The organism is Streptomyces sp. NPDC090108, assembly GCF_044747185.1.
Classification (GTDB): Bacteria; Actinomycetota; Actinomycetes; order Streptomycetales; family Streptomycetaceae; genus Streptomyces.
The window spans coordinates 250,674-262,317 of the sequence record NZ_JBIVDQ010000004.1; the positions used below are offsets into that span (position 1 = coordinate 250,674).

General features: G+C 74.5%; 9 protein-coding genes and 1 pseudogene. 7 read left to right on the forward strand and 3 right to left on the reverse strand.

Annotation, left to right across the window (positions count from 1 at the left end; genetic code table 11):
* Window positions 1-265 precede the first annotated feature (265 nt).
* From ACIPRD_RS16175 to ACIPRD_RS16185, 3 genes are all read left to right on the forward strand, one after another.
* Entirely contained in the window at window positions 266-1,093 is an 828-nt protein-coding gene (locus ACIPRD_RS16175) for an enoyl-CoA hydratase family protein (protein WP_356405993.1), read from the forward strand.
* A gap of 194 nt (window positions 1,094-1,287) precedes the next feature.
* Window positions 1,288-3,639 (forward strand): bifunctional salicylyl-CoA 5-hydroxylase/oxidoreductase, encoded by a 2,352-nt coding sequence (locus ACIPRD_RS16180; protein WP_401563478.1) that lies wholly within the window; start codon window positions 1,288-1,290, stop codon window positions 3,637-3,639.
* Between the two features lie 79 nt (window positions 3,640-3,718).
* The gene (locus ACIPRD_RS16185; protein WP_356405991.1) at window positions 3,719-4,222 is read left to right on the forward strand and encodes a hypothetical protein; all 504 of its coding nucleotides are present in this window, start codon (window positions 3,719-3,721) and stop codon (window positions 4,220-4,222) included.
* Window positions 4,223-4,296: 74 nt separating this feature from the next.
* Here ACIPRD_RS16185 and ACIPRD_RS16190 read toward each other — a convergent pair whose 3' ends face one another.
* Together ACIPRD_RS16190 and ACIPRD_RS16195 are read right to left on the reverse strand one after the other, a co-directional pair.
* Window positions 4,297-5,109: a PaaX family transcriptional regulator C-terminal domain-containing protein gene (locus ACIPRD_RS16190; RefSeq protein WP_356405989.1), complete on the reverse strand. Its 813-nt coding sequence runs from the start codon at window positions 5,107-5,109 to the stop codon at window positions 4,297-4,299.
* A gap of 31 nt (window positions 5,110-5,140) precedes the next feature.
* Window positions 5,141-6,733: an AMP-binding protein gene (locus ACIPRD_RS16195; RefSeq protein WP_401563480.1), complete on the reverse strand. Its 1,593-nt coding sequence runs from the start codon at window positions 6,731-6,733 to the stop codon at window positions 5,141-5,143.
* A gap of 183 nt (window positions 6,734-6,916) precedes the next feature.
* Here ACIPRD_RS16195 and ACIPRD_RS16200 point away from each other — a divergent pair.
* Window positions 6,917-8,047 (forward strand): annotated as a pseudogene (locus ACIPRD_RS16200) (acyl-CoA dehydrogenase family protein); the annotation flags it as partial.
* Window positions 8,048-8,352: 305 nt separating this feature from the next.
* Window positions 8,353-8,751 (forward strand): RidA family protein, encoded by a 399-nt coding sequence (locus ACIPRD_RS16205; RefSeq protein WP_401563482.1) that lies wholly within the window; start codon window positions 8,353-8,355, stop codon window positions 8,749-8,751.
* Between the two features lie 40 nt (window positions 8,752-8,791).
* Here ACIPRD_RS16205 and ACIPRD_RS16210 read toward each other — a convergent pair whose 3' ends face one another.
* A complete protein-coding gene (locus tag ACIPRD_RS16210; protein WP_401563485.1) occupies window positions 8,792-8,986 on the reverse strand; it encodes a DUF5999 family protein in 195 nt (64 codons plus the stop codon).
* A 236-nt stretch (window positions 8,987-9,222) separates the two neighbouring features.
* On the opposite strand from ACIPRD_RS16210, the gene ACIPRD_RS16215 reads away from it, so the two are divergent.
* Together ACIPRD_RS16215 and ACIPRD_RS16220 are read left to right on the forward strand one after the other, a co-directional pair.
* The gene (locus ACIPRD_RS16215; protein ID WP_401563487.1) at window positions 9,223-9,648 is read left to right on the forward strand and encodes a DUF6299 family protein; all 426 of its coding nucleotides are present in this window, start codon (window positions 9,223-9,225) and stop codon (window positions 9,646-9,648) included.
* Between the two features lie 819 nt (window positions 9,649-10,467).
* Window positions 10,468-11,640 carry an alpha-lytic protease prodomain-containing protein gene (locus tag ACIPRD_RS16220; RefSeq protein WP_401563490.1) on the forward strand — a complete coding sequence of 391 codons (1,173 nt, stop codon included), beginning with the start codon at window positions 10,468-10,470 and terminating at the stop codon, window positions 11,638-11,640.
* Window positions 11,641-11,644 lie beyond the last annotated feature (4 nt).

The following is an 11,644-nucleotide window of genomic DNA, read 5'->3' on the forward strand; positions in this document are numbered from 1 at the left end:
GTCCGGACATGAAGATCGTCTTCGGGCGCCGTCGGGGCGCCGGGGACCGCTCCGTCTCCGGCAGGGGGTGCCCTACCCGTCCGGACACCCCGCCTCCCCCGGCCGCGCCCACTGTTACGCCGCCGTGGCGGACCCGTGACGCGAGCGACGCCGCCGGAGCTCTCGCGACACGCCCTGTCGCGCACTCGTGACGACGGTCACAAACGGGTGATAGCTTCTTGGGTAGCGCAACGTGAGGACCGCCCCCTCTAGGAGGCCGCACGTCATGAGTCCCTTCACCGGCTCGGCCGCCCGTACCGGCGACTGGAAGCACCTGCGGGTCCAGCTCGCCGACGGGGTCGCCACGGTCACCCTGGCCCGTCCCGACAAACTCAACGCCCTCACCTTCGGCGCCTACGCCGACCTGCGCGACCTGCTCGCCGAGCTGTCCCGGGAGCGCTCGGTCCGGGCCCTGGTCCTGGCCGGCGAGGGGCGCGGGTTCTGCTCCGGCGGGGACGTGGACGAGATCATCGGTGCCACCCTGTCCATGGACACCGCCCAGCTGCTCGACTTCAACCGGATGACCGGGCAGGTCGTGCGGGGGCTGCGCGAATGCCCGTTCCCCGTGGTCGCCGCCGTGCACGGGGTTGCCGCGGGCGCCGGGGCGGTCCTCGCCCTCGCCGCGGACTTCCGGATCGCCGACCCCTCCGCCCGGTTCGCCTTCCTCTTCACCCGGGTCGGCCTGTCCGGCGGCGACATGGGCGCGGCCTACCTCCTGCCCAGGATCGTCGGCCTCGGCCACGCCACCCGTCTGCTCATGCTCGGCGAACCGGTCCGGGCGACGGAGGCCGAACGCATCGGCCTGATCAGCGAACTCGCCGACGAGGGCGGCACCGACGCGGCCGCCCAGGCGCTGGCCCGCCGGCTGGCCGACGGCCCGGCACTGGCGTACGCCCAGACCAAGGCCCTGCTCACGGCCGAGCTGGACATGCCCCTGGCCGCGGCGGTCGAGCTCGACGCCGCCACCCAGGCCCTGCTGATGAACGGCGAGGACTACGCCGAGTTCCACGCGGCCTTCACGGAGAAGCGCCCGCCGAAGTGGCGGGGGCGGTGACGGCGACGGCTGGGCCCGGCCCGGCGGACGGGACGGCCGGTGCGCACGGAACGGCCGGTGCGGACGGGGCCGACGGGGTGGACGGGTCAGCCGGAGGGCGCGAGGCCGGCGGAGCGGTCGGGCCGGCCGGAGCACGCGGTGCGGGCAGGGCGGACGGAACCGGCGGAGCACGCGGAGCACGCGGTGCGGGCAGGGTGGACGGGACCGGTGGGGCACGCGGGGCGCGCGGAGCGGGGGAGGCGGCCGGAGCGCGCGGAGCGGCCGGTGCGGGCCGGCCCCGGCGGATCGCGGTCGTCGGCGGAGGGCCCGGCGGCCTGTACGCCGCGGCGCTGCTCAAACGCCTCGACCCCACCCGCGAGATCACCCTCTGGGAGCGCAACGCCCCGGATGAGACCTTCGGCTTCGGCGTGGTCCTCTCCGACGAGACGCTGGGCGGCATCGAGCACGCGGACCCGGAGGTCTACGCGGCCCTCCGGGCGGAGTTCGTCCGCTGGGACGACATCGACGTCGTCCACCGGGGCACCACCCACCGCTCGGGCGGCCACGGGTTCGCCGCGCTGGGCCGCCACCGCCTCCTGGAGATCCTGCACGACCGCTGCCGCGCCCTCGGCGTCCGGCTCCGCTTCCGCACCGGGGCACCCGGCATCGACCGGCTCTCGGCGGACCACGACCTCGTCATCGCCGCCGACGGTGTGCACAGCACCACCCGCGAGACCTACGCCCATGTGTTCCGCCCCCATGTGGCCGCACACCGCTGCCGCTATGTGTGGCTCGCCGCCGACTTCCCCTTCGACGCCTTCCGCTTCGAGATCGCCGAGACCGAGCACGGCGTGATGCAGCTGCACGGCTACCCCTTCTCGGCCGATGCCTCGACGGTGATCGTCGAGATGCGGGAGGAGGTCTGGGAGGCCGCCGGGTTCGGCGAACTGCCCGTCGAGGAGTCGGTCGGGCGCTGCGCCAAGATCTTCTCCGACGCCCTCGGCGGCCGCCCGCTGCGCTGCAACGCCTCCGCCTGGACCACCTTCCGCACGGTGGTCTGCGAGCGCTGGTCGCACGGCAACGTCGTCCTGCTCGGCGACGCCGCCCACACCGCCCACTTCTCCATCGGCTCCGGCACCAAGCTCGCCGTCGAGGACGCGCTGGCGCTCGCCGCGTGCCTGGAGGAACAGGACGACGTGCCCCGGGCGCTGGCCGCCTACGAGGAGGAGCGGCGGCCCGTCGTCGCCTCCACCCAGCGCGCCGCCCGGGCCAGCCTGGAGTGGTTCGAGGACCTCCGCCTGCGGGTCGGACGCCCCTCCCGCCAGTTCGCGTTCGACCTGCTCACCCGCAGCCGCCGCGTCACCCATGACAACCTGCGGCTGCGGGACGCCCACTTCACCGAGGCGGTGGAGCGCGAGTTCGGCTGCCCGCCCGGCACACCCCCGATGTTCACCCCGTTCCGGCTGCGCGGTCTGACCCTGCGCAACCGGGTCGTCGTCTCGCCCATGGACATGTACGCGGCCGAGGACGGCGTCCCCGGCGACTTCCACCTCGTGCACCTCGGTGCCCGCGCCCTCGGCGGCGCCGGACTGGTGATGACCGAGATGGTGTGCGTGAGCGAGGAGGGCCGGATCACCCCCGGATGCACGGGCCTGTACACCGGCCGCCAGGGCGAGGCGTGGCGGCGGATCACCGACTTCGTGCACACCCGTGCGCCCCACACGGCCGTCGGCGTGCAGCTCGGGCACGCGGGACGCAAGGGTTCGACCCGGCTGATGTGGGAGGGCATGGACGAGCCGCTGCCCGAGGGCAACTGGCCGCTCGTCGCGGCCTCCTCGCTGCCGTACAGGCCGGCGAGCCAGATCCCGCGCTCGCTCACCCGTGCCCAGCTGACCGACATCCGGGAGCAGTTCGCGGCCGCCGCCTGGCGGGCCGCCCGTGCCGGGTTCGATCTGCTCGAACTGCACTGCGCCCACGGCTACCTGCTGTCGGGGTTCCTCTCCCCGCTGACCAACATCCGCACCGACGCCTACGGCGGCTCGCGGCAGAAGCGGCTGCGGTTCCCGCTGGAGGTCTTCGACGCCGTGCGCGCGGTGTGGCCCGCCGAACGGCCCATGACCGTACGCATCTCGGCGACGGACTGGGCGGAGGGGGGCAACACCGCCGAGGACGCCGTGGAGATCGCCCGCGCCTTCGCCGCGCACGGCGCCGACGCCATCGACGTGTCCACCGGACAGGTGGTGGCCGGGGAGCGGCCCGAGTACGGGCGGTCGTACCAGACGCCGTTCGCCGACCGCATCCGCCAGGAGGTGCGCGTGCCCGTGATCGCGGTCGGCGCCATCTCCTCCTGGGACGACCTCAACTCCCTGATCCTGGCGGGCCGTACGGATCTGTGCGCGCTGGGCCGCCCCCATCTTCACAACCCGAACTGGACCCTGCACGCGGCCGCCGAACAGGGCTACGAGGGCCCCGGCGCCGTCTGGCCGGCCCCCTACCGCGCGGGCAGCCGGCGCCCCCGTACCGGCCGCACCGACGCTCCCAAGCCCCGCCTGTCGCTGGGCCGCTGAGACCATCCCGCCGTTCGCACGCTGGACGGACGGGTCCGTCTGGTGTACTTCGGTCGCAGCGGAAGCGGACGGAGATCTCATGGGTGTGCTGTACGACTACTTCCACGCGGCCGACCCGGTCACGGCGGTGGACTGGGCGATCGGCCCCGACGGGGACCGCAGGGGCGGACGGTCCCTGGACGCGGCGGGAGCCGACTGGTTCGACGCCAAGGGCATGGATCCGAACGTCGTCCTGGGCCAGCTCGTCGCCTTCGCCGAGGGAATCCCCTTCGGCAGTCTCACCGAGCCCGAGATGGTCTGGCCCGACCCCGAGGAATGGCCGTACGGCCGCCCGGCACCGTCCGGGACCGGATCCCCCTGGGACGCCGGGCTGGTCCTCCAGCAGCTGCCCGACGGGTGGCGGGACGCCCTCGCCGGTGTCGTCGAGGACGCGGTGCCCATGCTCGCGCTCCAGTGGTACGACATCGAGGAGCTGAGGTTCGCGGACTTCCTGGACGCGCAGAGCAGCGTCCGCACCTTCGTCGGGCTGGCCCGCCGCGCCCGGTCGGCCGGGGCCAGTCTGTACTGCCGGTGCGTCGTGTGAGCGATGTCCGTGTGCGCGCGGGCGGCGCGGCCGCACCCGGTCCGGGTGGTCCGCCGCCGTGACGCCGCGCCCGGTCACACCCCGGCGAACACCGCCCCCGCGTCCCGCAGCCGCTCGTGCAGGCCCTTGAAGACCCGGGCCGAGCGGACACCGGGCCAGTCGGCGGGGAGCAGACGGGTGGGCAGACCGGGGTCGGTGTAGGGCAGGTGGCGCCAGGAGTCCAGCGCGAGGAGGTAGTCGCGGTAGGCCTCCTCGGGCGGGGTGTCCTCGCGCCGCTCCCAGGCGAGCAGCACCGGGGCGTGCGCGTCCAGGAAGCGCTCGTGCTCCTTGGCGATCTCCGCGAGGTCCCACCAGCGGGTGACGGCCTCCGGGGTCGGCGCGAAGCCGAGGTGGCCGCCGCGGAAGAAGTCGACGTACGCCTCCAGACCCAGGCGGCTGAGCGTGTGCCGGGTCTCCTCGAACAGGCGGGCCGGGGCGATCCACACCCCCGGCGCCGCCGTGCCGAAGCCCAGGCCGGCCAGCCGGGAGCGCAGCACGTGCCGCTTCTGCCGCTCCGACTCGGGCACGGAGAACACCGCGAGCACCCAGCCCTCGTCCTCGGGAGGCGCGGTGGCGTAGATGCGCAGATCCCCGTCGTCCAGCAACTGGCGTGCCTCGGCGGAGAGTTCGTATCCCGCCGTGCCCTGCGCGCTGCGGCCCGGCAGCAGCAGGCCGCGGCGTTTGAGCCGGGACACCGAGGAACGCACGCTGGGGGCGTCCACGCCGACCGCGGCCAGCAGCCGGATCAGCTCGGCGACGGGCACCGGGCCCGGCATGAAACGGCCGTACGCCCCGTAGAGCGTGACGATGAGGGACCTGGGTGCGTGCTGCTCGGACACGTTGATCATTTTAGGTCTTCGGCATCACTGCTGATCACCATCAGCGCTGGTCACCGTCGGTGCGCAGACGGAAACGCTGGAGTTTTCCCGTGGCGGTGCGCGGCAGCGCGTCCACCAGGACGAACTCGCGCGGGCACTTGTACGGCGCCAGTTCGGCGGTGAGGAACGCCCGCAGCGCGCCGGGGTCGCGCCGGGCCCCCTCGCGCAGCACGGCGTACGCCACCACCACCTGGCCGCGCGCCTCGTCGGGGCGCCCGACCACCGCCGTCTCGAGCACGTCCGGATGGCGCAGCAGCGCCTCCTCCACCTCCGGTCCGGCGATGTTGTACCCGGCCGAGATGATCATGTCGTCGGCGCGGGCCACATAGCTGAAGTAGCCGTCGCCGTCGCGGACATAGGTGTCCCCGGTGACGTTCCAGCCGTCCCGGACGTACTCCCGCTGACGGGGGTCGGCGAGATAGCGGCAGCCGACCGGGCCGCGGACGGCGAGCAGCCCCGGCTCGCCGTCGGGCACGGGCGCGCCGTGCTCGTCCTGGACGCGCGCCTGCCAGCCCGGCACCGGAACGCCCGTGGTCCCGGGCCTGATCCGGTCGTCCGCCGCGGAGATGAAGATGTGCAGCAGCTCGGTGGCCCCGATGCCGTTGATGATCCGCACCCCGGTCCGCTCGTGCCAGGCGTGCCAGGTGGCCGCGGGCAGGTTCTCGCCGGCCGACACGCACCGGCGCAGCGACGACACGTCATGCCCGTCCAGCGCGCCGAGCATCGCGCGGTACGCGGTCGGCGCGGTGAACAGCACCGACACCCGGTGCCCGGCGATCGCCGGCAGCAGCTGCCGGGGCCCGGCCTGCTCCATCAGCAGGGAGCTCGCTCCGGCCCGCATCGGGAAGATCACCAGACCGCCCAGCCCGAAGGTGAACCCGAGCGGCGGACTCCCGGCGAAGACGTCGTCGGCATGGGGGCGCAGCACATGTCTGGAGAAGGTGTCGGCGACGGCCAGCACATCCCGGTGGACGTGCATGCACCCTTTCGGGCGACCCGTGGTGCCGGAGGTGAACGCGATCAGGGCCACGTCGTCGGCGGCGGTGTCGACGGCCTCGAACGGGGCGTCGGGCGCCGGGCGGCGCAGCAGGTCGTCCGCGCCGTCGCCGCCGTACGTGGTGATGCGCAGACCCGGGACCTCCGCCTTCGCCAGGTCGTCCACGGACCGTGCGTCGCACAGCGCGTGCCCGACCCGGGCGATCCCGCAGACGGCCGCCAGCTCGTGCGGGCGCTGCTGGGCCAGCACGGTGACCGCGACCGCGCCCGCCTTCAGCACCGCCAGCCAGCAGGCGGCCAGCCAGGGTGTGGTGGGGCCGCGCAGCAGCACCCGGTTGCCCGGGACCACCCCCAGCTCGCCGGTGAGGACATGGGCGATGCGGTCGACGCGGGCGCGCAGGTCGCCGTAGCTCCACACCGGTCCCTCCGGGGTGCGGAAGACCGGGCGCGCGGGGTCGGTGCGGCCGAGGAGTTCGGCGGCGCAGTTCAGCCGCCGGGGGTAGGCCAGCTCCGGCAGGTCGAAGCACAGTTCGGGCCGTTCCCGGGGCGGCGGGAGATGGTCGCGCGCGAAGGTGTCGACGTGGGCCGAGTCGTGCATGGCGGTTCGCCCCCTTGCCGTGACAAGCGTCGGGACGGGCGTCCTCGTGGGACCGGGCGTCCCGGACCCGCATCGAGCGTATCGTGTCGGTGACGGCAGTCAACTGTGCGCGATAACGTCGGGGGAGGCGCCGCGCGGTGACGGCCGCGACGACGGTGCCCCGCCCCGGAGGGAGGACCGGCAGTGCCCGCATTCTCACTCGAACCGGAACAGACCGCCTGGTGTGCCGAGCTGCGCGCCCACGCCGTCGACCGGCTGAGCCCGCTCGCCGGCAAGGGCGAACCGGGCCGCGTCAACCGCGAACTCCTCGCCGAACTCGGCCGACTCGGCCTGCTCGCCCGGCTGTTCACCTCCGGCGCGCTCGACCTGTGCCTGATGCGGGAGTCGCTCGCGCAGGGCTGCACCGAGGCGGAGACCGCGCTCGCCCTCCAGGGCCTCGGCGCCCGCCCGGTGCACGCCCACGGCACCGCCGCCCAGCGCGAGCGCTGGCTGCCCCGGGTCGCCGACGGCAGCGCGGTCGCCGCCTTCGCGCTCAGCGAGCCGGGAGCCGGTTCGGACGCGGCGGCCCTCGCCCTGGCCGCCGATCCCGACGGCGCCTCCGGCTGGCGGCTCACCGGCGCCAAGCGCTGGATCTCCAACGCCCCCGAAGCGGACTTCTACACCGTCTTCGCCCGCACCGCGCCCGGCGCCGGCGCCCGCGGGGTCACCGCCTTCCTGGTCCCCGCCGACCGGCCCGGACTCACCGGCAAGGCCCTGGAGATGATCTCGCCGCACCCCATCGGCGCCCTCGCCTTCGACGAGGTGCCCGTCACCCGCGAGGACGTGCTCGGCGAGACCGGCCGCGGCTTCGCCGTCGCCATGAGCACCCTCAACCTCTTCCGGCCCAGCGTCGGCGCCTTCGCCGTCGGCATGGCCCAGGCCGCGCTCGACGCGACCCTCGCGCACACCGCCGTCCGGGAGGCGTTCGGCGGCACCCTGCGCGACCTCCAGGCGGTGTCCCATCAGGTCGCCGAGATGGCGTTGCGCACCGAGGCGGCCCGGCTGATGGTCTACGCGGCCGCGGCGGCGTACGACCGGGGCGACCCCGGCGTCCCCCGCCGCGCCGCGATGGCCAAACTGCTCGCCACCGAGAACGCGCAGTACGTCGTCGACACCGCCGTCCAGTTGCACGGCGCCCGCGCGCTGCGCCGCGGCCACCTCCTCGAACACCTCTACCGCGAGGTGCGCGCACCCCGCATCTACGAGGGCGCGAGCGAGGTCCAACGGGGCATCATCGCGAAGGAGTTGTACGCCGAGCACGCCGAGCACGCCGAGCACGCCGAGGGCGCGGACCCGTCGAGGCCGACGCCCGGAGGGGAGAGCGCGAGGGCGTTCTCCGGCACGGGAGGGGCCCCGGGCCCGGATGCTCCCGGCGCGGGGGCCTCAGAACAAGACGCCCTCGGCGCGGGAGGGCTTCCCGGACCGGACGTTTTCGGCTCGGGAGAGGCCTCAGAGCCGGATGCCCTCGGCGCGGGAGGGAACCCGGGACCGGACGCTTCCGGCGCGGGAGAGGGCCCAGAAGCGGACGTCCTCGGCGTGGGAGGGGCCCCCGGACCGGACGTCCGTGAAGGAGGCGCCCGGTGACGGCCGAACGCGTCAACCCGCCCGAGCTGTCCCCGCCCACCGGCTTCTCGCACGCCGTCGTCGCGTCCGGGTCCCGCCTGGTGTTCCTGGCCGGGCAGACCGCCCTCGACACCGACGGCAAGATCACCGGTGCCACGCTCCCCGAGCAGTTCGGGAGGGCGCTCACCAACCTGCTCACCGCCCTGCGCGCGGCCGGCGGGGCCCCGGCCGACCTCGCCCGGGTCACCGTCTACGCCACCGACGTCGCCGCCTACCGCGCACACGCCCGCCGGCTGGGCGGCATCTGGCGCGAGCTGGCGGGCCGGGACTACCCGGCGATGGCGGTCGTGGAGGTCGTACGCCTCTGGGACGAACAGGCACTGGTGGAACTGGACGGCTTCGCCGTCCTGCCTTAGGGCCTGTCTTTCCGGATCTTGCCGGGGTGCCCGGCGGGTCCTACGCGGCCGCCGACAGCCGCTCGGCGGCGATCCGGCGCGGCTGCACCACACGTCCGTCGGGGCGCAGTTCACCGGTGTCGTCGAACACGATCGACCCGTCGCACAGCAGCGTCCAGCCCTGCTCGGGGTGGGCGGCGACGGAGTGTGCGGCGCCGGTGTCCGCCGCGCGGCACGAGGTCTGGTGAGAGCACATGGCGCACCTCCACATCGGGTGCGGGCGGGCAGGTGGCCCGCTCGCCGTCCGGCCATGACCAGAAGATGCCCGGCGCGCGGGCGTCCCGGAACACCCGGCGGTGAAATGTGACAACCTGCGGACAGCTCCCGGACGGCCCGATGACGCGCCCCCGATGGAGTGACGGTCACACGCCGCGGCACAGCCGCCCGGTACCAGTGGGAGCCCCCCGCTCCACGGAACCGGAAGGTGTTCCCATGTCCGTACGCCCCGCCCTCGCCGCCGCGTTCGGCGCCGCCGCGCTGCTCGCCGCTCTTGCCGCGCCCGCCGGTGCCGCGCCGGCGGAGACCGTGACCGTCGCCCCGACCGCCCGGATCGCCGCCGACGGCACCGTCACCCTCTCCGGCACCTACCGCTGCCTCCCGGGCACCGGACCCGTACTCATCAGCTCCTCGGTGAGCCAGGCGGACGCCCGCGTCAAGCACGGCATCGGCGGCAGCGGCGCCCGGTGCGACGGCGCCGAGCACCGGTGGGAGAACACCGGCAAGGTCACGTCCGAGACCCTCGCGCCGGGCACGGCCCATGTCGAGGCCACCCTCATGGAACTGCGCCCCGCGGGCATCGCGCCGCTGCCCGTCCTCCACGCGACCGAGAACCAGGACGTCACTCTCGTCCAGCAGTGACATCCGGCAGGAGGGGCCCGGCACACCCAGGTGGGCCGGGCCCCTCGGCGTGCGGGGTGCTTCCCGCCGGGGACCGGGGCCAACTCGGCGCGAGGCGAGGGGGAGTGGGCGGGCGGCGCCCCGGACTCCTCTCCGCCCGGGCGCCGCGGGACATCCGGCTGCCGCGGGGCGACCGGCCCCCTCGGGACGCGGGCGACCTGCCTCTCCGGGACGCCGGCTGCCGTGGGACGACCTGCCTCTCCGGGACGCCGGCCGCCGCGGGATCACCTGCCCCCTCGGGACGCCGGCCGCCGCGGGATCACCTGCCCCCTCGGGACGCCGGCCGTCGCCGGGCGATCGGCTGTCACGGGTCTCCCCGCGCGGACGCCCGCGCCCGGTTGCCGCCCATCGGGGTGAAACGGCCGAGCCGTCGAGCTGATGAGCCCGAATCGCTACGGTGTGTGATTGGGTGGGGGTGTCGGTCACTCTCAGTGGTCACCCTGCCTCGTCGTTCCGTACCGCCCGCGCCCGGCCCGCGCGGCATGCCCGGCTCATGCTTCGTCCTTCGTGCCGCCAACTCCGGCTGTGCGTGCGCCGGTTCCCGGCCGGACCGGTCATCTCCCGCTTCCCCTGCCGCCGGAGAAGGTCCCGGGCGGCGTCGCCCACGCGTCGCCCGGGACCGGTGAAGCCTTCTCCCCGAAGGAGACCGCCCGTTCGGGCGCTGCATTGGCATGGACCTGACTTGCAGGCTCGACTAGGCTCTGCCCCGCACGATTGAGAGCGCTCTCAAGCATCGGCTGTTCCACCCCCACCCAGATGGAACGACGAAGGGCAACCCCCATGAGACGCACCACATTCGTCCGCCTCGGCGTGGCCGCACTCCTCACCCTCGGTGGCCTCACCGCCGCCGGCACCCTCCCCGCGTCCGCGAGCCCCGCCCCCGTCCCGCACACGGCGAAGGCGTCGGACGCGCCCGCCTCCGCGGGCCTGCTGTCCGCCATGCAGCGGGACTTCGGCCTCACGAAGGCGCAGGCCGAGTCCCGGCTCAAGGCCGAACAGGCCGCCACCGCGCTCGCCCCGAAGGCGCGCAGGACCGCCGGGGACGCCTACGGCGGCTCCTGGTTCGACGCGGCCACCGGCAAGCTGACCGTGGCCGTCACCGGGGACGCGTCGGCGGCCACGCGCGGCGACCTGCGGGCCGCGGGCGCCGAACTGCGCACCGTCCGCCGCAGCGCCCGGAGCCTCGACGCGGCCAAGGCACGTGTCGACCGGCTCAAAGCCCCTGCCTGGGTCAGCAGTTGGCGGGCCGATCCGAAGGCCGGCGCCGTCGTCGTGGACGTGGTCCGCGACCGCCGTGACGACAACGATGTCCGGAGCTTCCTGGCCGCCGCCCGGCACACGGCCCCCGTCACCGTCCGGACCGTCTCCAGGGCCGCGGGCACCCTCGCCGCGGGCACCGTCGGCGGCGACCCGTACTACACCGGCAACGTCCGCTGCTCCATAGGCTTCTCGGTGTACGGCGGGTTCGTCACCGCCGGGCACTGCGGGCAGCCCTCGGCGGCCGTCTACGGCTGGGACCACTCCTACGTGGGCAACTTCCAGGGCTCGTCCTTCCCCGACAACGACTACGCCTGGGTCAACGTCGGCAGCGGCTGGTGGACGGTACCGGTCGTGCTCGGCTGGGGCACGGTCTCCGACCAGCTCGTGCGCGGTTCGGCCGTGGCGCCTCCCGGCTCCTCCATCTGCCGTTCGGGCTCGACCTCCCACTGGCACTGCGGCACGGTCGTGGCCCTCAATGAGACCGTCAACTACAGCCAGGGCGCGGTCTATCAGCTGACCCACACCAACGTGTGCGCCGAACCCGGCGACTCCGGCGGGTCCTTCATCAGCGGCGACCAGGCCCAGGGCGTCACCTCCGGCGGCTGGGGCAACTGCACCAGCGGCGGCGAGACCTGGTTCCAGCCGGTCAACGAGATCCTCAGCCGCTACGGCCTGACCCTGCACACCGCCTGATCCC

Excerpts from the sequence above, each read along its gene's own strand:
- ACIPRD_RS16210 (WP_401563485.1), bottom strand. The coding sequence starts at position 8,986 with ATGTGCTCTCACCAGACCTCGTGCCGCGCGGCGGACACCGGCGCCGCA.
- ACIPRD_RS16175 (WP_356405993.1), top strand. The coding sequence starts at position 266 with ATGAGTCCCTTCACCGGCTCGGCCGCCCGTACCGGCGACTGGAAGCAC.
- ACIPRD_RS16215 (WP_401563487.1), top strand. The coding sequence starts at position 9,223 with ATGTCCGTACGCCCCGCCCTCGCCGCCGCGTTCGGCGCCGCCGCGCTG.
- ACIPRD_RS16190 (WP_356405989.1), bottom strand. The coding sequence starts at position 5,109 with ATGATCAACGTGTCCGAGCAGCACGCACCCAGGTCCCTCATCGTCACG.
- ACIPRD_RS16195 (WP_401563480.1), bottom strand. The coding sequence starts at position 6,733 with ATGCACGACTCGGCCCACGTCGACACCTTCGCGCGCGACCATCTCCCG.
- ACIPRD_RS16220 (WP_401563490.1), top strand. The coding sequence starts at position 10,468 with ATGAGACGCACCACATTCGTCCGCCTCGGCGTGGCCGCACTCCTCACC.
- ACIPRD_RS16185 (WP_356405991.1), top strand. The coding sequence starts at position 3,719 with ATGGGTGTGCTGTACGACTACTTCCACGCGGCCGACCCGGTCACGGCG.